Origin of the sequence: Enterobacter sp. 168J2 (genome assembly GCF_034107265.1) — a bacterium.
GTDB lineage: Bacteria > Pseudomonadota > Gammaproteobacteria > Enterobacterales > Enterobacteriaceae > Enterobacter > Enterobacter nematophilus.
The window spans coordinates 92,136-115,762 of sequence record NZ_JAWNEB010000011.1; the positions used below are offsets into that span (position 1 = coordinate 92,136).

At 55.3% G+C, this 23,627-nt stretch carries 20 protein-coding genes and 1 pseudogene; 12 read left to right on the top strand and 9 right to left on the bottom strand.

Features of this window, described 5'->3' with window-relative positions; genetic code table 11:
* Window positions 1-53: 53 nt before the first annotated feature.
* The 3 genes and pseudogenes from USG84_RS24100 to USG84_RS20655 all read left to right on the top strand — a co-directional run.
* A pseudogene (locus tag USG84_RS24100) lies at window positions 54-416 on the top strand (VENN motif pre-toxin domain-containing protein); the annotation flags it as partial.
* Window positions 417-908: 492 nt separating this feature from the next.
* Complete coding sequence (locus tag USG84_RS20650) at window positions 909-1,067, top strand: hypothetical protein (RefSeq protein WP_316330806.1); 159 nt, start codon at window positions 909-911, stop codon at window positions 1,065-1,067.
* Window positions 1,068-1,741: 674 nt separating this feature from the next.
* The gene (locus USG84_RS20655) at window positions 1,742-2,662 is read left to right on the top strand and encodes an alpha/beta hydrolase (protein ID WP_151412546.1); all 921 of its coding nucleotides are present in this window, start codon (window positions 1,742-1,744) and stop codon (window positions 2,660-2,662) included.
* Between the two features lie 8 nt (window positions 2,663-2,670).
* Here the strand turns inward: USG84_RS20655 and fabY are convergent, their stop codons facing one another.
* The 6 genes from fabY to USG84_RS20685 all read right to left on the bottom strand — a co-directional run bounded on the left by fabY (window position 2,671) and on the right by USG84_RS20685 (window position 6,863).
* On the bottom strand, window positions 2,671-3,612 hold the full coding sequence (gene fabY / locus USG84_RS20660; protein ID WP_023331628.1) for a fatty acid biosynthesis protein FabY: 942 nt from the start codon (window positions 3,610-3,612) through the stop codon (window positions 2,671-2,673).
* A 44-nt stretch (window positions 3,613-3,656) separates the two neighbouring features.
* Window positions 3,657-4,094, bottom strand: coding sequence for a D-aminoacyl-tRNA deacylase (gene dtd, locus USG84_RS20665; RefSeq protein ID WP_253543446.1), 438 nt, complete (start codon window positions 4,092-4,094; stop codon window positions 3,657-3,659).
* Entirely contained in the window at window positions 4,091-4,972 is an 882-nt protein-coding gene (locus tag USG84_RS20670; protein WP_045260235.1) for a virulence factor BrkB family protein, read from the bottom strand. Before USG84_RS20670 ends, dtd begins: the two co-directional genes overlap by 4 nt.
* A complete protein-coding gene (yihX, locus tag USG84_RS20675; protein ID WP_045260234.1) occupies window positions 4,966-5,565 on the bottom strand; it encodes a glucose-1-phosphatase in 600 nt (199 codons plus the stop codon). Before yihX ends, USG84_RS20670 begins: the two co-directional genes overlap by 7 nt.
* Before the next feature lie 87 nt (window positions 5,566-5,652).
* Complete coding sequence (locus USG84_RS20680) at window positions 5,653-6,123, bottom strand: hypothetical protein (RefSeq protein WP_151412548.1); 471 nt, start codon at window positions 6,121-6,123, stop codon at window positions 5,653-5,655.
* Entirely contained in the window at window positions 6,120-6,863 is a 744-nt protein-coding gene (locus tag USG84_RS20685; protein WP_151412549.1) for a winged helix-turn-helix domain-containing protein, read from the bottom strand. Before USG84_RS20685 ends, USG84_RS20680 begins: the two co-directional genes overlap by 4 nt.
* Before the next feature lie 547 nt (window positions 6,864-7,410).
* Here USG84_RS20685 and USG84_RS20690 point away from each other — a divergent pair.
* A complete protein-coding gene (locus tag USG84_RS20690) occupies window positions 7,411-8,028 on the top strand; it encodes a helix-turn-helix transcriptional regulator (protein ID WP_151412560.1) in 618 nt (205 codons plus the stop codon).
* Between the two features lie 71 nt (window positions 8,029-8,099).
* The gene (locus tag USG84_RS20695) at window positions 8,100-11,030 is read left to right on the top strand and encodes an autotransporter outer membrane beta-barrel domain-containing protein (RefSeq protein WP_151412550.1); all 2,931 of its coding nucleotides are present in this window, start codon (window positions 8,100-8,102) and stop codon (window positions 11,028-11,030) included.
* A gap of 36 nt (window positions 11,031-11,066) precedes the next feature.
* Here USG84_RS20695 and USG84_RS20700 read toward each other — a convergent pair whose 3' ends face one another.
* Complete coding sequence (locus tag USG84_RS20700; RefSeq protein WP_151412561.1) at window positions 11,067-11,861, bottom strand: DeoR/GlpR family DNA-binding transcription regulator; 795 nt, start codon at window positions 11,859-11,861, stop codon at window positions 11,067-11,069.
* A gap of 34 nt (window positions 11,862-11,895) precedes the next feature.
* Entirely contained in the window at window positions 11,896-12,792 is an 897-nt protein-coding gene (locus USG84_RS20705; protein ID WP_253543448.1) for a sugar kinase, read from the bottom strand.
* Between the two features lie 155 nt (window positions 12,793-12,947).
* Between USG84_RS20705 and yihU the strand changes: the two genes are divergently transcribed.
* From yihU to ompL, 7 genes are all read left to right on the top strand, one after another.
* Complete coding sequence (gene yihU / locus USG84_RS20710; RefSeq protein ID WP_253543449.1) at window positions 12,948-13,838, top strand: sulfolactaldehyde 3-reductase; 891 nt, start codon at window positions 12,948-12,950, stop codon at window positions 13,836-13,838.
* 17 nt (window positions 13,839-13,855) lie between these two features.
* Window positions 13,856-14,731, top strand: coding sequence for a sulfofructosephosphate aldolase (gene yihT / locus USG84_RS20715; protein ID WP_253543450.1), 876 nt, complete (start codon window positions 13,856-13,858; stop codon window positions 14,729-14,731).
* A gap of 14 nt (window positions 14,732-14,745) precedes the next feature.
* Window positions 14,746-15,987, top strand: a complete 1,242-nt coding sequence (gene yihS / locus USG84_RS20720) for a sulfoquinovose isomerase (protein ID WP_320727841.1) — start codon at window positions 14,746-14,748, stop codon at window positions 15,985-15,987.
* A gap of 16 nt (window positions 15,988-16,003) precedes the next feature.
* Entirely contained in the window at window positions 16,004-18,028 is a 2,025-nt protein-coding gene (locus USG84_RS20725; protein ID WP_253543452.1) for an alpha-glucosidase, read from the top strand.
* Window positions 18,029-18,073: 45 nt separating this feature from the next.
* On the top strand, window positions 18,074-19,456 hold the full coding sequence (locus tag USG84_RS20730; RefSeq protein WP_151412551.1) for an MFS transporter: 1,383 nt from the start codon (window positions 18,074-18,076) through the stop codon (window positions 19,454-19,456).
* Between the two features lie 43 nt (window positions 19,457-19,499).
* Complete coding sequence (locus USG84_RS20735) at window positions 19,500-20,924, top strand: MFS transporter (protein ID WP_151412552.1); 1,425 nt, start codon at window positions 19,500-19,502, stop codon at window positions 20,922-20,924.
* 74 nt (window positions 20,925-20,998) lie between these two features.
* Window positions 20,999-21,685, top strand: a complete 687-nt coding sequence (ompL, locus tag USG84_RS20740) for a porin OmpL (RefSeq protein ID WP_151412553.1) — start codon at window positions 20,999-21,001, stop codon at window positions 21,683-21,685.
* A 51-nt stretch (window positions 21,686-21,736) separates the two neighbouring features.
* Here the strand turns inward: ompL and typA are convergent, their stop codons facing one another.
* Complete coding sequence (gene typA / locus USG84_RS20745) at window positions 21,737-23,560, bottom strand: ribosome-dependent GTPase TypA (RefSeq protein WP_028014891.1); 1,824 nt, start codon at window positions 23,558-23,560, stop codon at window positions 21,737-21,739.
* Window positions 23,561-23,627 lie beyond the last annotated feature (67 nt).

The window sequence follows — 23,627 nt, forward strand, 5'->3', positions numbered from 1 at the left end:
GTTGATAATAACCTGATGGGCGGGAGTGAAGATGCACAGGCAGCGTGGTTACGACCACCGCGCTGGCCGGAGCCGCCGCACCGTACGTGGCGGAGATTATCGGTCACCGGTCCGGACTGGACGACGGGATGGAAAAAGGCGCTGCCCACGCGGTGGCAAATGCCGCACTGGCAACAATGCAGGGGAAAGACGCGCTTGCGGGTTCAGCGGGTGCTGCGGCCGGAGAGCTGGCGGGCACGCTCGCGCTGGAGATGTACGGGAAGGATGTTAGTGCGCTGAGCGAAAGGGAAAAGCAGACCATCAGCGCCCTGGCGACCCTCGCCGCAGGCATCGCGGGCGGGCTGACGGGCGACAGCACGGCATCTGCGGTGGAAGGGGCGCAGGCCGGGAAGACGACGGTGGAGAATAACCTGATGGCCGGGAATGAAGATGCACAGGCGGCGTGGTTACGACAACACGGAACGGATATGGCGTCATGTGCCGATAACCCGTCCGGGGCGGCATGTCAGAAAGCAATAAATGAGCGGGATGCTGTCACACTGGCGATTGCATCTGGAGGAACGGCTTTTCTCTCAGGGGAGGCACTGGCACTTTGGGCATTAGGGGCTGGAGCGAATGCAGGTATAAGTTATTGGTTTGATGGCACAATTGATCCGGCAAATGCAGTTATTGCTGGCTGGGTAAACGTAATCAGTAGGGGTTATGGCGCAGTAGGTACTGTGGGCTGGAATGCCGCCGGAGGGGCATTGGGTAACTGGATTGATGGTAAAGTCCCGTTGTCTGGCGCATTAATCAATGGTGTGGGTTCTGTCGCAGGCTATGGTATCGGTAAGGGCCTTTCGTGATGAATAAACTCTGGTGCAAACTGGTGGAAAGTTGGATGGGATCCGAAATTCAACCCAGAGCTAATGCAGCTGACTGAAATAAAAGGAGATTTCTGGATTTCAAAGGAAATGGTGCCAAGTAATGTTCCCAGTTCAATTGGCGACATTGGAGATAGTATATCTTCAGAAGTTGGCGGTACATATAAAGAATACAAAATGAAAAAAGCAGGAGGTGGTAAATGAAATCACTAAATTTCATGTTCCCTTTATTTTTTTTGATTGCTTTTAGCATAGTGTCAATTTTTCTAACAGGGGTGGTTTTATATATATGTGGGGAGTTTTTTTTCTTTTTTTATAGAGGGATACAAATGTCTTTTTCATCAAGGTTTTTTCTTTTGTTAATCAAATTAAGTGTAAGTATAGGTAGCTTTGTTGGTTAAATGTTATGGGTTGCTAATTCGCTAAAAAAATGATCACTTTCGCTTCAGAAATTTGTGGGATATGACCGGAGTGAAGTTATGTGGTCACGTCAGCATGGTGTTGACATGACAACTTGTAATGAAGGCCCATCAGAATCGGTATGCCAAACCTGGCGAAATGACGGGCGACAGCACGGCATCTGCGTTGGCATAGGCGCAGACCGGGGAAAGCGTGGTGGAGAATAACTCGCTGGTGCGTATTGTGGTGCGTAATAAAGCAAATTAGACGCAGGACACTGCCGCCCTCTCCTGCGACACGGAAAATGCAAACGGCACCATCAACACCCTCTTCGATAAGGAGCGAGAACAGCGCAGCTTATAACAACACTCACCCTTGCGAGCCGCTTTCTAGCTTATAATCCTCGACAATATTCTTGTTTTCTTTTGAATCAAACCAGGCTATAAAACTGTACATCCATACAGCTTAAGGGGGTTTTCATGGCACTGGAAAAGGGTATTGAACGGTTTGTTAAAGGATTTATCGCTGCAGGTCGCCCCTCATCACGTCGTCAGACTATTGAGTTACGACGAGCGGGGTATGTTCTCAGCACAGGTCTTGCCGGGAAGACAGAAACGCGCGTCCAGATTAAAACGCTTGTTATTGAAAATATGACCATTCGCGTGTTTTCACCTCTCAATGCGCCTGAAATATTGCCTGCTGCCATCTACTATCACGGCGGATGCTTTATCAGCGGCGGCTTTGATACCCATGATAACCAACTCCGTCAGTTAGCCTGCTACGGCAATTGCCGGGTGATTGCGGTTCAGTACAGGTTGGCACCGGAGCATACCTTCCCCGCCGCACATGACGATGCCGAAAAAGGTGCGGATCTGATCTGGAAGTATGCAGACAAATTGGGCGTGGATAGGAATCAGATCACCCTTTGTGGAGACAGCGCGGGGGGACATCTGGCGCTGGTGACGGCGCTGCGGCTTAAGGCTAAAGGGCTGTGGCAACCTGCGCAGCTTATCCTTATCTACCCCATGCTCGACGCCACGGCCAGTTTTGAAAGCTATACCCTCAACGGCATGGATTACGTGATTACTCGCGATACCCTGCTGAGCGGCTATGAAATATATCTGGCTGGAGCCGACCGTCAGCACCCTGAAGTTAGCCCGCAGTGGCGAGAAGACTTCAGCGGCCTGCCGGCTGTCCATATCATTACCGCTGAGTACGATCCACTACGCGATGAAGGAGAGGCGCTGTTCCAACGCCTCACGGAACAAGGGGTGACGTGTACCGCTCAGCGCTGGCTGGGTGTCATCCACGGCTTCTTCCAGCTTGGTGGAATTAGCCAGTCAGCGCGAGACGTTATCCGGGATATCGCATGGCGGATTCATCACATCCGACGAGAGTGAACAGGCGATTACTCCTCCTCGTTCCCCCCTTCTTCATACGCGCCATACGGCTTCGCAGGGAGAACGATGTAAGTTCCTTCAAACACCGCGCCCGGCGTTTCATCACCGAACAGCTCAACCTGCATCTGCACGCGTGCTTTTCGGCCACGCGCCAGACGGTCAAGGTCACCACCCAGCGCGCCAAGGTCCGCCACCGCGCTCGGCTTGCCGCTTATCGGTGCGCTATAGCGAATGTGGGCATCGGCCAGAATAATGGTGCCGCCGAGATGCCGCTCGCGCAGCATGAGCCAGATTAGCCCCCAGCCGGTGAGCGTCGCCAGGGAAAACAGGCTGCCGGCAAACAGGGTGTGGTGAGGGTTCTGATTGCCGATTTCCGGCATGGTGGTAATGAATTTTTGTCCGGTGTACTGCTGGATGCGCACGCCCATTTTTTCACTTAGCGGGATGTGTTCATACCAGGCCTGCTGCAGCTGCCCGCACCAGTCCGCGCGGTGGAGAATGTCATCCAGCGTGGCGATGGGTTTGATCATCAAAAAGTGGCGGATCGGCGTGGTTTGCGGAGCGGTGATTTCACCCTGGTTAACGAAACCAAGTTTGGCAAAAAACTCTACGGCATCTTCCCGGGCGCTACAGGTGACACGCTTAACGCCTTCCTGACGGGCGACGGACTCCAGCGTCATCGCCATTAGCGTCCCCAGCCCTTTGTCCTGCACTGACGGGTGAACCGCCATAAAGCGAATCGACGCTTCGTTATCGGCGTTGATATACAGTCGCCCAACGGCGACGAGGTTGCCCTCTTCGTCCATCACCATCTGATGGTGGGCCATCGCGTCCCAGGCGTCGCGTTCAGAGCCTTTTGGCTGATGCAGTGGCTTGCGCAGCATTTCCCAGCGGAACTGGTAATACGCTTCTAACTCTTCTTCCGTTTGCGGTACTCGAAGGTGATACATAGCTGTACTCTCTCTTGTTACCCGCGGCCACGCCGCCAGTTGGCTCATACCTGGAGCCAGAATGTGACGGGGCCATCGTTCACCAGCGAGACCTGCATATCTGCAGCGAATCGTCCGGTTTGCGTATTCATTTCCTGTTGGCGACAACGCTCAACAAAGTATTCGTAAAGTGCTTCTGCACGATCCGGCGCGGCGCCTTTAGAGAAGCTCGGGCGCATGCCGCGCTCGGTATCCGCTGCCAGCGTAAACTGGGAAACCACCAGCACGCTGCCGCCCGCCTGCTGGACGTTCAGGTTCATCTTGCCTTCCGCATCGCTGAATATGCGGTAGCCCAGCACGCGCTCGCATAAGCGGTTCGCTGTTTGTTCGTCATCTTCCTTTTCGACACCTAACAACACCAAAAGTCCTGGGCCAATTTCACCCGTCACCTCTCCCTCCACGGTGACGCTGGCACGGGTTACGCGCTGTATCAATGCAATCATGGTTGGTCTGCTTCTAATTGTTTTTCAGCTTCTGCTGCTTTTTTAAGTTCGCGGTATACGCCGAGAGTGACAGTTATTTCGGCGCCAAGCAAGACGATACACCAGGTCCAGTAAACCCAGACAAACAAAATGGGGATCACCGCCAGCACGCCGTAAATCAGCTGATAAGAGGGGAACATGGTGATGTAAAGGGCAAACCCTTTTTTACCCAGTTCAAAGAGCACTGCAGCCACCAGCGCCCCCACTACCGCATCGCGGTTAGGCACGCGCGTGGTCGGTACGACGCTATAGAGCAGCCAGAACGAGAGCCAGGACAGGATCAGCGGAAAAATACGCAGCACGTTATCAATTACGCTGTTTAAATCGCTCGCCCAGCGCAAGGAGAGAAGATATGAACTGATTGCCAGGCTCGCCCCGGCCAGCAACGGCCCCAGCGTTAAAATCATCCAGTAGACGGCAAAGGAATAGACCTTAGGACGGATTTTTTTGCTTCGCCAGATGGTGTTAAGCGCGCTGTCGATGGAATACATCAACAGCAGCGCGGTAACGATAAGGCCGCACGCCCCCACCGCCGTCATCTTGCTGGAGTTGGCAACAAACTGCTCGATGTAGTTCTGGATAACATCCCCGGTGGCCGGGATGAAGTTCGCGAAGACGAAATGGCGAAGCTGCAGGCTGACGTCCGCAAACATCGGGAAGGCAGAAAAGAGCGCAAAGATAACCGCCACCAGCGGCACTAATGAGAGCAACGACACGTAGGCGAGATTACCCGCCAGCGTGGTCATGTTGTCCTCATCAATGCGGTGCCAGAGCAGCTTCAGCCAGGCCCTCAGCGGGCGAGTATGATGCGTGGCTTTTTGATGAACGGTTTTTAGCATAACTGCTTCGCAAAGTAGTTCGGTATCGTCTCTTTTCCGGTCACCAGAATTGACGTGATGCCTAACTGGTTAGCTCCCTCTATATTATCGGCGTTGTCGTCGAAAAAGACCGCATCGGCCGCGGTGAATCCCTCTGCCTGCAGAACAGCCTGATAAATTCGCGCTTCCGGCTTACGCATACCCATCTCTTGTGAAAGGTAGATCTTATCTGCCGCCGCCTTAACCTCTGGATATTCCTCTGGCCAGAAGGTGGTGTGCAGACGGTTGGTATTCGACAGCACAACCACCCGATGCCCCTGCTCGCGCAGTTTGTGCATAATGTCGATCACTTCCGGACGGATCGCGACGAATACCGCCTGCCAGCCGTGGGAAAACTGTTCGTAGCTTAACGAAAGCCCCATCTCCTGGCAGAAGCGTTCAGCAAACTCTTCATCGCTAATCTCGCCGCGTTCATGCTGATGGAAGGTTTCACCCATCGCGAAATCCTGCTTTAACGTCGCCAGCGGCACACGGCTAAAGTCGCTCCAGGCCCCCAGCACCCGGTTAAAATCGATATCGACGATTACGTTTCCTAAGTCAAAGATATAAAGCATGTTTATCTCCTTTCGCCGTGGAGAGATAACTGTAGCGGGAATCACGAGATTTGACTATGCGTGCCATCTAAGGTGCGCGATCGATTTTTACGGCGCGTTTTTACGACAGTACAGCGAAGGGACGTTCGACGCGGCAAAAAGCCACGCTCCACGGTACTCATCAATCATCAGGCTCAGATCTCTTCCCGGCGTACGATAAAAGCCCGGTAGCGTTGCATTGATATCAGCCTCATCCGCACTATCGGCGAAGGTTTTAACAATACGATCGTTATTTAATACGCGCGCGTTCTGGTGATCGCTGTAGTGGAAATAGATGGTACGGTTGACTTCAGAAACCACGTGACCAAACAGTTTACCGTTAATGACAGCGGTTCCTTCCCGATGCTGCATTCGCCAGGAAACCGTACCTACAAATCGGTTTTTACCAATCGTCCACTCCACATCACCTGTACAGCGTATCGGCGCACTCGAAAAATGCGAATACGCTAACCAGCCGCTGGTAATAGCAGCTCCCAGAAACGCCGCCAGCAAAATAATACGATTTCCGAGTGTCGTCATTGCTCATGTGCCCAAAAATAATGCGTGGTACATAACGCTGCCGCGTCATGTCGCGCATCGTTATTACAGACAAACGCCGCGATTCGCTCCGTTTTACTATAGCCGATGAGAAAAACGTATCGGTTTCCGGCACACAGACCAGGGTAATTTTTTAACAAGCGCAGGTATTGGTCCTGCATATGTTCATTAGGGGCATAAAAGAGTTGGCAGGCGTTGGTCGTGCTGCCCGTTGAAAGTGGAATGTAGTGACTAAACGGCATGTTCTGGTGATGTTTATATAATATGACCCCGTTAATAAGCGCGATAAGTAAAAGCGCAGCGGTGGCTATTATCAACCACGCCGGCTTCTTCATCGCACTGCCCTCGGCTACTGGCGCGTCTTTATCGGCAATTACCGGCTCAGCGGTTGGGGTAAAAACGTCAACCTGGGTGGCTTCGGAAAGCGTCAGCCCGCGACGTGAAATCGTTTTTACCGTATCGCGCGGTAAACCCACCTCAGCCAGCGCATTGCGCAAGGTCAAAATGGCCTGATAAAAGGTATTCGGCGTGGTGACGTCGTTACGCTCACCCCATCCCACAACCATTAACTGATTTTGCGAAATTATTTCGCCAGGATGGGTGACGAGATAAAGAAAGCAGAGATTGGCAGGAAGCTGTAATAGTATCGTGCGCCCGGTAATAGGATTCACCAGGGTTTTATTTTCCGGGTCGTACTCGACTACCTTGTTAATGAGATACAATTTTACTTTCCTCTGCAATAACAATATTTAACCACGCACACCCAAAAATCATACGTATATTTAACAACAGTATAGGTCAGAAGGATTAGGACACGACACCTCCCTACCTAAGATTAGAAACATCATATTATTTTTCAATCTGTTACAAGACGATTTTCTTAGGTGAGCCTCAGCTAAAATGACATAATGAGATTTCATTACACTTCACCAGGCTAAATAATTATATTGAGCCACACGTTGAGAAACGACTGACGTTCAGGCAGATCGAGGTGACAAATCTTTAGCTATTAGTGCTATTCAGTGAATTTCCCTCCGGGGCTGTTTTTGCCGAATAATCTTAATGGCTTAATGAATATTCCTGGATAACACCAGGCAACCAATGTTATGTCGCTATGTCTACGGCCTGCAAGAATAGATACCGCCAGGAATTTATATTCCCTGCCATTATTTCTCATAAAAACGTCAGGATTGCTGGATATGTTTCAAGATTGACACATTTGAAAGGCAGTGAAATATTGATAATGAAAATAAGACTGGAGTGGACTGGATGATAACATCGTCGCAAAAGGTTGTCCGCTGTATAAGCTGCGAATTGTCCTGTCAGTTATTCCCGGATAACACAGTGCGCTCACAATACTGTGGCAGCGCCTCCTTCGCAGTTTGGCCGGTGGGAAATCATTTCCTGCAACTTGCAGTTGAAAATAAAATATTGTCTGGAAACACAAATCACTTATTACGCGGCTTTATTTTTGTAGATTTTTCGATGTACAACCTGCGCCTGCTTGTCGATCCGCAATGGATTGACCATCTGGCGATGACTAACATGCACATCGTGCTTATCACGGACCGTAAACTGGAGGCGTTGGCTCATTACTTCTTCACTCACCGCAGTGAAATAAAGGGAATTATTTATTCTGATGACAATGATGCTTTATTGCATGAAAAAATTAACCATCTTTTTTCCGGCAGGCGAGTGAACAATAGGCGAGGAAATACCCTGAACGCTGTTGAATTCACTTTACTTAAAAGGTTTATGTCAGGAATGAGCCTCCAGGAGATAATAAAAACAACCAGCATTGATGTGAAAAAAATTTATGTTCATAAAATACGATTAGAGAGGAAGCTAGGCACCAGCATTCATAAAATACTCGTTTCTATTTTGTAATTTCAATTTATTAACATACCCACATTTAATGGTGTGGAGGATGTTTTACGCCTGAAAGAAAGGGGGCAGTTATGCCATATTTATTGAAACATTCACCTGTCGCCGTTGCGATTTCGCTGGCACTCTCGTCAGCGCTATTTACCGCGAATGCAGCAGTTATCGATTTTGCTAATTTACCTGCCACCGGAGCAGTAACGGATTTGCCTGCGGAAATACAGGCGCTGATTCCTGCAACGGCCAACGCGAACTTTAGCAAAAATACCAGCGATCCTAACTATGTCTACCAGTATAGTCCGGGCAATATTCCAGTCTACGGGGATGGGATTACCCTTGAAGGGCCGGGAGCGGAAGCCTTCGAGCACTCCGTGACCGTTATCCAGAACTCCACGTCCGGCAGCCCGGGAGTGATATTTGGTGACGACCTGACTATTCGTACCCAGTCAAAAGTGGCCGCCAATAACGGTAAAGATGTCGACGGTATTCGTACCCATGGTATGAACACGCCGAATAACCCGGTGTTTATCATTACCGGCGACCGCACCCACATTTACGTTAATGGCCAAAGCGGCGATGGCATTAATGCCGGGTACAGCTCCTTCAGTCAGGGCTCTCTCGGCTCCGCCAATATTTATGTGGGTGACGATCTTTATATCGAAACCACCGGCAGTACCGGTCGCGGTATTAGCGCTTATGCGCTGAATGACGCCTCGAAAGCTAAAAATAACATTATCGTCGGCGATCGTGCGCATATTGTAACGCGGGGTACCTACGCCGAGGGGATACGTACTAACCAGAGCGGCTCATCCGTCCGTCTGGGAGATGAGGCCACCATCGAAACGTTCGGTACCTCGGCCTACGGCCTGTATGCGGGTTCTGCCTCCAGAATCGAGCTGGGAAAAAAAGCGACCATTACCACCGACGCAGCCAGTGCCTCCGGGGTGTATTCTACCGGCTCGTCAACCATCACTCTTGATGAAGGTGCAACCATCACCACCAACGGTGCCAGCGCGCATGGTATCTACGCGTACACAGCAGCGGTAAATGTGGGAGATAACGTCACCATTGCGGTCAACAGCAGCGAGAAAACCAGCAGTTCCGCCCAGGCGCCGCACGGGATGTATGCCTGGTCACGCGGCGTGATAACGCTCGACGGTGGGGCAACCATTACCACCGCAGGCCAGCGCGACAACGGTAGCTATGCCCTGAACGCCAGCAACGGTGGAATTATTGATGCCTCCACGGGCGGAAAATTCATCCTTAACGGCGATATCCTCGCCGCAGGCGGCGTCGCGGCCACCAGTACCCTTCCGGCACAAAACAGTACCATTACGCTGACAATGGGTAACAGCTCGCTGTGGAACGGAGCGTCTTACATAGAGAGCAACGCTGCCGGGACCGGTACTCTCGCGCTTACGATGAATGACGCCGTCTGGAATATGCGCGACAGCTCAACGCTGACCAGCCTGACCCTGAATGCGGGCGGCACGATAAATTTCCAGCATGCTGAGGACGCGGCCTGGCAGACCCTGACCGTCAACGAGGATTACATCGGCAACGGCGGCAAGCTGGTTTTCAATACCGTGCTGTTTGACGATACCTCAGAAACGGACAAACTTATCGTTGCAGGCAACACCTCCGGTCACACCGAGGTGGAAGTGAATAACATTGGCGGTACTGGCGCACAAACCGTTGAAGGGATTGAAATTGTCAGCGTTGGCGGCAACTCGGAAGGTACGTTTGAAAAAGCCAGCCGTATCGTGGCGGGAGGTTATGACTATAACGTTGTGCAGAAAGGTAAGAACTGGTTCCTGACCAGCCTGGCTGAACCCGTTGACCCACCGATCGACCCGGTAGATCCTCCAGTTGACCCGGTAGACCCACCGGTCGACCCCGTCGACCCGCCTGTTGACCCGGTGGATCCCCCTGTTGACCCCGTCGACCCGCCTGTCGTTCCGGTAGATCCGCCCGTCGACCCGGTGATTCCGCCGCAAGAACCGGTACCGCCACCTGCGCCGCCGAAAAGCGAGCATCAGTATCGTCCGGAATTTGGCAGCTATCAGGCAAACAGCTATGCGGCAAATACGCTGTTTATGACCCGCCTGCACGATCGTCTGGGTGAAACGCAGTACACCGACATGCTCACCGGCGAGCAAAAAGTGACGAGCCTGTGGATGCGTAACGTCGGCGGGCATGCGCGTTTCAACGACGGCAGCGGCCAGCTAAAAACGACAGCTAACCGTTACGTGCTGCAGCTGGGCGGCGATGTCGCCCAGTGGAGCAGCGACGGCCTGGACCGCTGGCATCTTGGCCTGATGGCAGGCTACGGTAACAGCCAGAGCCGAAGCGCTTCCAGCCTGACCGGATACCACTCACGTGGCGAAGTGAATGGCTATAGCGTAGGTCTGTACGGTACCTGGTACGCAAACGAAGCCGATAAAAGCGGCACCTACGTAGATAGCTGGGTGCTGTATAACTGGTTTGACAATAAGGTCATGGGGCAGGATCAGGCCACTGAGAATTATCGCTCCAGCGGCGTGACCGCCTCTGTCGAAGCAGGCTATAGCCTTAAGGTGGGAGAAAGCGGTCGCAACAGCTACTGGATCCAGCCGAAGGCGCAGGCCGTTTGGATGGACGTGCAGGCTGACGACCATCGCGAGCGTAACGGTACGCGGGTGAAAGACGAAACCCAGGGGAACCTGATGACGCGTCTCGGCGTGAAGGCCTACATCAGCGGACATAACGCGATGGATGACGGTAAATCACGAAACTTCCAGCCGTTTATCGAGGCGAACTGGATCCATAATACCCAGACCACGCGCATTCGCATGGATGACGTCAGCAATGAGATGCGCGGTACGCGCAATATTGGTGAGTTAAAGACGGGCGTTGAGGGGCAGATTACCCCGCAGCTTAGCGTATGGGGCAACGTGGCTCAGCAGATAGGCGACAAAGGCTACCGCGATACGCAGGGGATGCTGGGGGTGAAATACAGCTTCAAATAACAAAAAAGCCGCTGAGAAATCAGCGGCTTTTTTGCTTCAGGCGATATCGTCGCTGGTACAGGCCAGCACCGTTTCAACCTTACTGGATTTGAGATGATTTTGCAGCGCCGAGCCGGGCATCTCATCGGTGAAGAGCGCAGTAGCCTGCGAGACGTTACCCACCTCAACGGCCGCAGAAGCGGTATATTTCGTATGATCGGCCGCTAAAAGAATGTGGCGGGAGTGGGCCATCATGGTTTTCACCACGCTGGCTTCGTTAACGTCAAACTCCATCATCGCGCCGTCGTGCTCAATCGCCCCGATGCTGGTCACCAGGTAATCTGCCCGGAAGCCAGACACGAAGGCGGTTGCCGCAGGCCCGATAATGCCGCCGTTGTGCGGGCGCAGCGTGCCGCCCGGCACCATCACTTCAAAGCGCGGGTTCTTGTAAAGAATATGCGCCACCCGCAGGCTGTTGGTGATGATGCGCAGATGATTATGGTTAAGCAGCGCCCGGGCAACGTGCTCCACGGTGGTCCCGATAGTAATAAAGATGGTCGAGCCATCGGGAATATAGTCCGCAATCGCCTCGGCTATCGCCCGCTTCTCTTCGGTAAGCGACACTTCGCGCTGCTCGAACGCCGTGTTCACCACGCTGGATGCCCTGCCCGCGCCGCCGTGATGACGCGTGATCAGCCCCTGCTCGCTGAGCTTGCGGATATCCCGGCGCACCGTTTGCGTCGACACGTCCAGCAGCTGTGCCAGTTCGTCAATGTTCATATATCCGCGGTCAGCAATCAGCGTCAGCAGCTGATCGTGACGCGGGTTGCCGGTCAGTTCGGTAAGGCTCATGGGCTGTCCTCTGAAAACCATCACGCCCCGCATTTTATACAAAAAGTGACAAAAAAGAGCGGGTTTGATCACAGTCGGGTATACCCGCGCGCCCGCCGGGCTTTGTGCATTTCAGGGCTGCAACGGCGCTGGCAAAACGCACGGCGTCTGCGGCGGTGGAATGCTGTCCCAGGCTGAACGCCAGCGCGCCGTGGAAAACATCGCCCGCGCCGGTGGTATCAGTGACGTTCACCTCAAAGCCGGGCTGATGGCACAGCGCGTCATTTTCCAGCCAGAAGCAGCCGTCTCGCCCCTGCGTGACGTACACATGTCCATTTGTGAGCGTTTGTGCTTTTCTCAGGGCATTTTCTGTTTCGTCCAGCTGCGTAAGGCGACGCAGTCCCGGCGCGGAAAAGGCCGCGTGGTCACTTAAGGCGATCAGCTCCGCGATATCCTGCGGGGTGACATCCGCATCTAGTACTGTCGGCACGCCCCGCTGACGGGCGAGGGTAAACGCCTGCTTTGCCCCGTCATGCCAGCGCACGTCTGCTAACACGATATCCCATTGCGAGAAGTCGATTTCACGCAGCCAGTCTGCCGCGGCAGGGAGATCGGGGCTGGGGTAGTTCGCTATAACGCGCTCTCCGCTGCCGTCCACCAGCACCGCGGATTGTGACGATCGGGCGCCTTTAAAGACGCGGGTGTAGCGGGTATTCACCCCCAGGGATTCCAGCTCCGCGAGCAGCCGTCTGCCGGTATCGTCGTCCCCCACCCGGCCAATAAAATCCACTTCCGCGCCCAGTTTTGCCGCCGCCACCGCCGCAGTTGCCGCCGGGCCGCCGCCCACTTCCGTATAGTCTTTCGCGACATATTTCCCACCTTCCTTAGGTAAATCATCGAGATACCAGATGCGATCCAGCACGGTTATGCCGACACAAACGATGCGAGTCATGGTGATTCCTTCTGCGATTTCGGATGTCTTCATTTTAATTTCATCAAATGTTTAAAAAGTGACCCGTGTCAATTTTTTGACTATAAATTACAAATACGATCAAAAACAGACACTACAAACGCGCAAAAATTGACACGATGTGACAGGAGAGAGGCATGTCAGCAATCGCATTTATCGGTTTAGGACAGATGGGCGCGCCAATGGCGAAGAATCTGTTGAAACAGGGCCACCAGCTTAACGTCTTTGATGTAAACCCGCAGGCAGTGCAGGCGCTGGTGGAGAGCGGCGCACAGGCGGCGGCAACGCCCGCGCAGGCCGCCACGGACGCCGAATTCGTCATCACCATGCTGCCAAACGGCGATCTGGTGCGCAGCGTGCTGTTCGGTAAGTACGGCGTGTGCGAGGGGCTATCCCCCGACGCGCTGGTGATAGATATGTCCACCATTCACCCGCTACAAACCGACGCGCTGATCCGCGACATGGCTGAACGCGGCTTTAGCCTGATGGACGTGCCCGTCGGACGCACGTCTGACCACGCCATCGCCGGTACGTTGCTTCTGCTGGCGGGTGGCACGGCGCAGCAGGTTGAGCGCGCCACTCCCGTATTAATGGCGATGGGTAATGAGCTTATTAACGCCGGCGGGCCGGGCATGGGCATCCGCGTGAAGCTTATCAATAACTACATGAGCATCGCCCTGAACGCGCTTTCCGCCGAGGCGGCGGTACTGTGTGAAGCGCTCGGCCTCTCCTTTGACGTGGCGCTGAAGGTGATGAGCGGCACGCCGGCGGGTAAAGGCCACTTTATCACCTCATGGCCGAACAAGGTGCTAAAAGGGGATCTTTCTCCCGCCTTCATGATCGACCTTGCGCATAAAGATCTGGGGATCGCTCTGGACGTGGCCAACCAGCTCCACGTTCCGATGCCGCTCGGCGCGGCTTCCCGAGAAGTTTACAACCAGGCACGCGCCGCCGGGCGCGGGCGCGAAGACTGGACGGCCATTCTTGAACAGGTTCGCGCATCTGCCGGGCTGAAAAAAACACACTGATACGAAAGGACTGAGGAATGACGATGTACACCCTGAAAGATATCACCCGACCTTCCGGCGGTTTTGCGATGCTGGCCGTGGACCAGCGCGAAGCAATGCGCCTGATGTTTGCCGCGGCAGGCGCGCCGGTGCCGGTAACCGACCAGCACCTGACGGATTTTAAGGTTAACGCGGCGAAGATTCTGTCGCCGTACGCCTCTGCCATTCTCGTCGACCAGCAGTTCTGCTATCGCCAGATCGTGGAGCAGCAGGCCGTTGCCGAAAGCTGCGCGATGATTGTGGCCGCCGACGAGTTTATTCCGGGGAACGGTATTCCGGTCGACAGCGTGGCGATCGACAAGAACATCGACGCGCAGGCGGTCAAACGCGATGGCGGCAAGGCGCTGAAGCTGCTGGTGCTGTGGCGCAGCGATGAAGATCCGCAGCAGCGTCTGGAGATGGTGAAGGCGTTCAACACCCTGTGCCACGACAACGGGCTGCTGAGCATTATCGAGCCGGTGGTGCGTCCCCCGCGTCGCGGCGCCGCGTTTAACCGCGAGCAGGCGATTATCGACGCGGCGAAAGAGCTGGGCGACAGCGGCGCCGACCTCTACAAAGTGGAGATGCCGCTGTTTGGCAAAGGCACGCAGCAGGAGCTGCTGGCCGCCTCGCAAAGGTTAAACGAGAACATCGCGATGCCGTGGGTGATCCTCTCCTCCGGCGTGGACGAAAAGTTATTCCCGCGCGCCGTGAGCGTAGCGATGCAGGCGGGTGCGTCGGGCTTTTTAGCCGGTCGCGCCGTGTGGTCATCGGTGATTGGCCTGCCGGACACCGAACTGATGCTCCGCGATATATCTGTACCCAAACTGCAGCGTCTGGGTGAGATCGTCGACGAAATGATGGCTCGCCGCTGAGAAAGGATCCAAACATGAAATGGTTTAACACCCTGAGCCATAACCGCTGGCTCGAACAAGAGACCGATCGCATTCTCGATTTCGGTAAAAACGCCGCCGTGCCGACCGGCTTTGGCTGGCTGGGCAATAACGGGCAGGTTCGCAGCGATATGGGCACCCATCTGTGGATCACCGCCCGCATGCTGCACGTGTACGCGGTGGCGGCGAACATGGGCCGTCCCGGCGCGTATGCCCTGGTCGAGCACGGCATCAATGCCCTGAACGGCCCGCTGCGCGACAAACAGCACGGCGGCTGGTACGCCTGCGTTAACGATGAGGGCGTGATGGATGCCTCCAAGCAGGGCTATCAGCACTTCTTCGTGCTGCTGGGCGCGGCGAGCGCCGTTACCACCGGTCACCCGGAGGCGCGCAGGCTGCTGGACGATGCCATCGAGGTGATTGAGCGCTACTTCTGGAGCGAGCAGGAGCAGATGTGCCTGGAGTCCTGGGATGAGGCCTTCAGCAAAACGGAAGATTACCGCGGCGGTAACGCCAACATGCACGCCGTGGAAGCCTTCCTGATCGTCTATGACGTGACCCACGACCGGAAATGGCTCGACCGTGCCCTGCGCATCGCCTCGGTGATTATTCACGACGTGGCGCGCAACGGGGAGTACCGCGTTAACGAGCATTTCGACGCCAGCTGGAACCCGATCCGCGACTACAACATCGATAACCCTGCCCACCGCTTCCGCGCCTACGGCGGCACGCCGGGGCACTGGATCGAGTGGGGCCGCCTGATGCTGCACCTGCGCGCCGCCCTGGAAGCGCGCTTTGAAACCCCGCCGGCGTGGCTGCTGGAAGATGCGAAAGGGCTGTTCCACGCCACTATCCGCGACGCCTGGGCACCCGACGGGGCAGACGGATTCGTCTACTCCGTGGGCTGGGACGGCAAGCCAATCGTGCGCGAACGCGTGCGCTGGCCAATCGTCGAGGCGATGGGCACAGCATATGCGCTTTACACCGTGACCGGCGAGGCGCAGTACGAAGCCTGGTATCAGAAGTGGTGGGATTACTGCATCAAGTACCTGATGGACTACGAGAACGGTTCCTGGTGGCAAGAGCTGGACACCAATAACGAAGTGACCACCAAAGTCTGGGACGGCAAGCAGGATATTTACCACCTGCTGCACTGCCTGGTGATCCCCCGCCTGCCGCTGGCGCCGGGCTTAGCCCCTGCCGTAGCCGCTGGTTTACTGGACAGCCTGGCCAAATAATAAAGACGGAGTTTTTATGCGTACCCTACACAATATAAATCTGAAAAATAATGAAAATGGTTTCACCCTCAGCTGGGAAAACCGCCTGATTTTGTCCCACTCCGCGGATGCCCCCTGCCTGTGGATCGGCGCAGGCGAGGCCGATATTGAGATGTTTCGCGGCAATTTCAGCATTAAGGACAAGCTCAACGAAAAGATTGCCCTGACGGACGCGACCGTTACGCAGCAAAGCGCGGGCTGGGCGATCCGCTTTACCCGCGGCGATGCGGTGAGCGCGACGCTGCTGGTGGGCGTCGATGCACAAGGCCGTCTGGAGCTGAAGCTTAAAAATGATGCTCCCGGCCATAACCGAATCTGGCTGCGGCTGGCGGCCCGGCCTGAAGATCATATCTACGGCTGCGGCGAGCAGTTCTCGTACTTCGATCTGCGCGGCAAGCCGTTCCCGCTGTGGACCAGCGAGCAGGGCGTGGGTCGCAATAAGCAGACCTACGTCACCTGGCAGGCCGACTGCAAAGAGAACGCGGGCGGCGACTACTACTGGACCTTCTTCCCGCAGCCTACCTTCGTGAGCACCCAGAAGTACTACTGCCACGTGGATAACAGCTGCTACATGAACTTCGACTTCAGCGCGCCGGACTTCCACGAGCTGGCGTTCTGGGAAGATAACGCCACGCTGCGCTTCGAATGTGCGGAAACCTACGTCGATCTGCTGGAAAAACTCACCGGCCTGCTGGGGCGCCAGCCAGAGCTGCCGGACTGGGTCTACGACGGCGTGACGCTGGGCATTCAGGGCGGCACCGAGGTGTGCCAGCAGAAGCTCGACGCTATGCGCCAGGGCGGCGTGAAGGTGAACGGCATCTGGGCGCAGGACTGGTCCGGCATTCGCATGACCTCCTTCGGCAAACGCGTGATGTGGAACTGGAAATGGAACAGCGAGCTCTATCCGCAGCTTGACGAACGTATCGCGCAGTGGAAACAGGAGGGCGTGCAGTTCCTCTCCTATATCAACCCGTACGTCGCCAGCGATCGCGACTTATGCGAAGAGGCGTCAACGCGCGGCTATCTGACCAAAGACGCCGACGGCAGGGACTACCACGTCGAGTTCGGCGAGTTCTACGCGGGCGTTATCGACCTGACCAACCCGGAAGCCTACGGCTGGTACAAAGAGGTCATTAAAAAGAACCTGATCGCGCTGGGCTGCGGCGGCTGGATGGCCGATTTCGGGGAATACCTGCCGACCGACACCTTCCTGCACAACGGCGTTAGCGCGGAGATCATGCATAACGCCTGGCCTGCCCTGTGGGCGAAATGTAACTACGAGGCGCTGGAGGAGACCGGCAAGCTCGGGGAGATCCTGTTCTTCATGCGCGCGGGCTACACCGGCAGCCAGAAGCACTCGGTGATGATGTGGGCCGGGGATCAGAACGTCGACTGGAGCCTGGACGACGGTCTGGCGTCCGTCGTACCGGCGGCCCTTTCGCTGGCGATGACCGGGCACGGCCTGCACCACAGCGACATTGGCGGCTATACGACGCTCTTCGAGATGAAGCGCAGCAAAGAGCTGCTGCTTCGCTGGTGCGACTTCAGCGCCTTTACGCCGATGATGCGCACCCACGAGGGCAACCGCCCTGGCGATAACTGGCAGTTCGACGGCGACGCGGAAACCATCGCGCACTTCGCGCGCATGACCACCGTCTTCACCACCCTGAAGCCGTACATCAAAGCCGCCGTCGCGCAGAACGCGAAAAGCGGCCTGCCGGTGATGCGCCCGCTGTTCCTGCACTACGAAGACGACGCGCGCGCCTACACGCTGAAATATCAGTATCTGTTTGGCCGCGATCTGCTGGTAGCGCCGGTTCATGAAAAGGGGCGCCGCGACTGGACGCTCTATCTGCCGCAGGACAGCTGGGTCAACGCGTGGACCGGGGAAATCTGCCAGGGCGGTGACGTGACCGTTGATGCCCCGCTCGGCAAGCCGCCGGTCTTCTACCGCCAGCACAGCGAATGGGCAGATCTGTTTAGCACCTTACGTCATATCTGATAAGGCTCGCCCGCAGGGAAACCTGCGGGCAGACGGAGAACAATAATGAGTCAACATACTTCCGATCCGGCAACCCTGCGCCTGCCGTTTAAAGAAAAACTCGCCTACGGGATGGGCGACCTCGGCTCTAACATCCTGCTGGATATCGGCACGCTGTACCTGCTGAAGTTCTACACCGACGTGCTGGGCCTGCCGGGCACCTACGGCGGGATCATCTTCCTGATTGCGAAGTTTTTTACCGCCTTCACCGACATGGGCACCGGGATCATGCTCGACTCCCGGCGCAAGATCGGCCCGAAAGGGAAATTCCGCCCGTTCGTATTGTACGCGGCGTTTCCGGTGACGCTGCTGGCGATTGCCAACTTCGTCGGCACGCCGTTTGAAATCACCGGTAAAACGGTAATGGCGACGGTGCTGTTTATGCTGTACGGCCTGTTCTTCAGCATGATGAACTGCTCCTACGGCGCGATGGTGCCGGCCATTACCAAAAACCCGGACGAGCGCGCCTCGCTGGCCGCCTGGCGTCAGGGCGGCGCCACGCTGGGCCTGCTGCTCTGTACCGTGGGCTTTGTGCCGGTGATGAACCTGATCGAGGGCAACGACCAGCTCGGCTATATCTTTGCCGCCACCCTCTTCTCGCTGTTCGGGCTGTTCTTTATGTGGTGGTGCTATAAGGGCGTGACCGAGCGTTACGTCGAGACGCAGACTGCAAATCCGGCGCAAAAGCCGGGGCTGCTGCAGTCGTTTCGCGCCATCGCCGGGAACCGCCCGCTGTTTATCCTGTGCATCGCTAACCTCTGCACGCTGGGTGCCTTTAACGTCAAGCTCGCCATTCAGGTCTACTACACGCAGTACGTGCTGAACGACCCGATCCTGCTGTCGTACATGGGCTTCTTCAGCATGGGCTGCATTTTTATCGGCGTCTTTATGATGCCCGGCGCGGTGCGGCGCTTCGGCAAGAAAAAGGTCTACATCAGCGGGCTGATGATTTGGGTAGCGGGCGATCTGCTCAACTACTTCTTCGGCGGCGGCTCGGTGAGCTTTGTGGCGTTCTCCTGCCTGGCGTTCTTCGGCTCCGCGTTTGTGAACAGCCTGAACTGGGCGCTGGTGTCCGATACCGTGGAATACGGCGAGTGGCGCACCGGCGTGCGCTCCGAGGGGACGGTCTATACCGGCTTTACCTTCTTCAGGAAGGTATCCCAGGCGCTGGCGGGCTTCTTCCCGGGGATCATGCTCACCCAGATCGGCTATGTGCCCAACGTGGTGCAATCCGCCGGAACGGTTGAAGGGCTGCGGCAGCTGATATTTATCTACCCGAGCCTGCTGGCGGTCATCACCATCGTGGCGATGGGCTGCTTCTATAACCTCAACGAGAAGATGTATGTGCGCATTGTTGAAGAGATCGAGCTGCGCAAACGTACGGCCTAAATGACGAGATAGAGCGCCCGGCTGGGCGCTCTGAGGATCGACCATGACACATAACAGTGATCCGTTAACCCTGAAATTGAGCCTGCGAGAGAAGTGCGCCTACGGGATGGGCGATTTTGGCTCGAACCTGATGCTGTGTATCGGCACGCTGTATTTGCTGAAGTTTTACACCGACGAACTGGGCATGCCGGCGTTCTATGGCGGCATTATTTTCCTGGTGGCAAAGTTTTTTACCGCGTTTACCGACATGCTGACCGGCGTGCTGCTGGACTCCCGGCGTAACATCGGCGCGCGGGGAAAATTCAGGCCGTTCATTCTTTACGCCTCCGTTCCGGTGGCGCTGGTTGCGACGGCGCAGTTTATGGCCAACGACTTTAGCCTGACGGTGAAAACGGCTCTCGCCACCGTGCTCTTCATGATGTTTGGCCTCTGCTATAGCCTGATGAACTGCGCCTACGGTGCGATGGTCCCGGCCATCACCAAAAACCCGAACGAGCGCGCGCAGCTTGCGGCGTGGCGTCAGGGCGGCGCAACGGTGGGGCTGTTGCTCTGCACCGTCGGCTTTATGCCTATCCAGGCGCTATTCGTCAGCCAGCCCTCCCTCGGCTATCTGGTGGCCGCGCTGGCGTTCGTCACCGGCGGCCTGTTCTGCATGTGGTGGTGCTACAGCGGGGTAAAAGAGCGCTACGTGGAGATCACGCCCGATCACCATAAGCCCGGCATTCTGAAATCGTTCTGCGCGATTTTTCGCAATCCGCCGCTGCTGGTGCTGTGCATCGCCAACCTGTGCACTCTCGCCGCGTTTAACATCAAGCTGGCGATTCAGGTCTATTACACCCAGTACGTGCTGAACGACCTGCATTTACTGTCGTGGATGGGCTTTTTCAGCATGGGCTGCATTCTGATTGGCGTGTTTCTGGTGCCCGGCGCGGTGAAGCGCTTTGGCAAGAAGCCGGTCTATCTGGGCGGGCTGGCGCTGTGGGCGGTGGGCGACGTGCTGAACTTCTTCTGGGGAACCAGCTCCCTGCTGTTCGTGCTCTTTTCCTGCATGGCCTTTTTCGGCACCGCATTTGTAAACAGCCTGAACTGGGCGCTGGTGCCGGATACCGTTGATTACGGCGAGTGGAAAACCGGCATTCGCGCAGAAGGGTCGGTTTATACCGGCTATACCTTCTCGCGCAAAATCTCCGCCGCGCTCGCCGGTTTCCTGCCCGGCATCATGCTGACCCAGATCGGCTACGTTCCCCATGCGGTGCAGAGCGCGGGCACGCTGCTTGGGTTGCGCCAGCTGATTTTCCTCTGGCCGTGCGGTCTGGCGATTGTTGCCGCCGTGACCATGGGGCTGTTTTATAAACTCAACGAAGCGCGCTTCGCCTTTATTATCGAGGAGATTGGAAAACGGAAAAAACAAACCGCGAATACCCCTGAGATAACCACCAACAATAAAGCGTCAGCAGTCACTTTATAACTATAAATCCGGCCATTATGTCCTTCCTGTTTATCAGGAGGGAGGCCTTTCTGTACCTGATACATGGACAAATTATGAAAAGAATCATCACTGTACTGATCGTGTCGTCTGTGTCCTGCCCGGTTTTTGCCGGGGCCTATGTCGAAACTCGCGAAGCCTACAATACGGCTTCTGAACTGCACGAGGTGATCCTGCGTGCGGGCTATAACTTTGATATGGGCGCGGGGCTGATGTTCACCAACGCCTATAACGTGGGCAAATGGGATGAGCTTAAGCACAGCTATAACGAAATAGAGGGGTGGTATCCGCTCTTTAAACCGACCGACAAACTCACCTTCCAGCCCGGCGGGTTGATTAACGACAGCAGCGCGGGGTCCGGTGGCGCGGTATATTTAGATACCAACTACAAATTTACGGACGGGTTTAATCTGACGTTCCGCTATCGCTATAACCATAACAATTACGATACGCCGGACTATAACGGGCAGATGGACAAGAACGACACGCACGAGTTTGCCAACTACTGGAATTTCAAAGTGACGGATGCGTTTTTCTACACCTTTGAGCCGCACTTTTTCCAGCGGGTGAATGATTACCACAGCAAGAATGGCAAAGACCATCACTGGGAAATTACCAATAAATTCAGCTATAAGATCGACAGAAACTTGCTGCCGTACCTCGAACTGCAGTGGCTGGACAGATGGAATGACTACAACCGCGAGCAGTACCGGATCCGCCTGGGGTTACGGTATTCGTTCTAATAAAAAAGCCGCTGAGGGATCAGCGGCTTTTTTTATTACGGATTGACCGTATTAGTCTTCTTTCGCACCGCGCATAGCACGTTTACGATCGTTCTCGGTCAGGTGACGTTTACGGATACGAATTGACTGTGGAGTCACTTCTACCAGTTCGTCATCATCGATGAATTCCAGAGCCTGCTCCAGAGTCATCTTGATCGGTGGAACCAGAACCGTTGCTTCGTCAGTACCGGACGCACGCATGTTGGTCAGCTTCTTACCGGTCAGGCAGTTTACGGTCAGGTCGTTAGAACGACTGTGAATACCGATGATCTGGCCTTCGTAAACTTCAGCACCGTGACCCAGGAACAGCTTGCCGCGATCCTGCAGACCGAACAGCGCAAACGCAACCGCTTTACCCTGACCGTTGGAGATCAGTACGCCGTTGTTACGCTGGCCCACTTCGCCCGGACGAACATCGTCGTAGTGGCTGAAGGTGGAGTACAGCAGACCCGTACCAGAAGTCATGGTCATGAACTCTGAACGGAAGCCGATCAGGCCACGGCTTGGGATCACGTAGTCGAGACGTACGCGGCCTTTGCCGTCTGGATTCATGTTTTTCAGGTCGCCTTTACGCTCGCCCAGCGCCTGCATCACAGAACCCTGGTGCTGCTCTTCTACGTCCAGCGTTACGTTTTCGAACGGCTCTTGTTTACGGCCGTCGATTTCGCGGAAGATTACTTTCGGACGGGAAACCGCCATCTCGAAACCTTCACGACGCATGTTTTCGATCAGAACGGACAGGTGCAGCTCACCACGACCGGATACGCGGAACGCATCAGCGTCTTCGGTTTCTTCAACGCGCAGCGCAACGTTGTGCACCAGCTCTTTGTTCAGGCGGTCAAGGATCTGACGCGAGGTAACGAACTTACCTTCTTTACCACAGAACGGAGAGGTGTTGACGTTGAAGAACATGGATACGGTTGGTTCATCAACGGACAGGGCTGGCAGCGCTTCGACGTTCTGCGGATCGCAGATGGTGTCGGAGATGTTCAGTTCACCCAGACCGGTGATTGCGATGATGTCGCCCGCTTCAGCGATGTCGCTCTCGATACGCTCAAGACCCAGGTGAGTCAGTACTTTACCGACTTTACCGTTACGGGTTTTGCCTTCGCTATCGATGATAGTGACCTGCTGGTTAGGCTTCACTTTACCGCGCTTGATACGGCCAATCCCGATAACGCCAACGTAGTTGTTGTAGTCGAGCTGGGAGATCTGCATCTGCAGGGTGCCTTCCAGGTCAACGTTTGGCGCAGGAACACGGTCAACAATCGCCTGATACAGCGGGGTCATGTCTTCAGCCATGTCTTCGTGGTCCAGACCTGCGATACCGTTCAGCGCAGAAGCGTAAACGATAGGGAAGTCCAGCTGCTCGTCGGTCGCGTCGAGGTTAACGAACAGGTCGAATACCTGGTCAACAACCCAGTCAGGACGCGCGCCAGGGCGGTCAACTTTGTTGATAACAACGATTGGCTTCAGACCATGGGCAAAAGCTTTTTTGGTCACGAAGCGCGTCTGTGGCATTGGGCCATCCATTGCGTCAACGACCAGCAGAACGGAGTCTACCATGGACATTACACGTTCAACTTCACCACCGAAGTCGGCGTGCCCTGGGGTATCAACGATGTTGATACGGTAGTCATTCCATTTAATCGCGGTGTTTTTCGCGAGGATGGTAATCCCACGCTCTTTCTCCAAATCGTTGGAGTCCATCACGCGTTCTTGGGTTTCGGCACGCGCATCAAACGTACCGGATTGCTGCAGCAGCTTATCAACCAGGGTAGTTTTACCATGGTCAACGTGCGCGATGATGGCGATGTTACGCAAATTTTCGATCACAACTTTGCCTCAGGCATTTAGAAATAGCGCGTTATTGTACACGGATTAATCGCACTACAAAACAGGA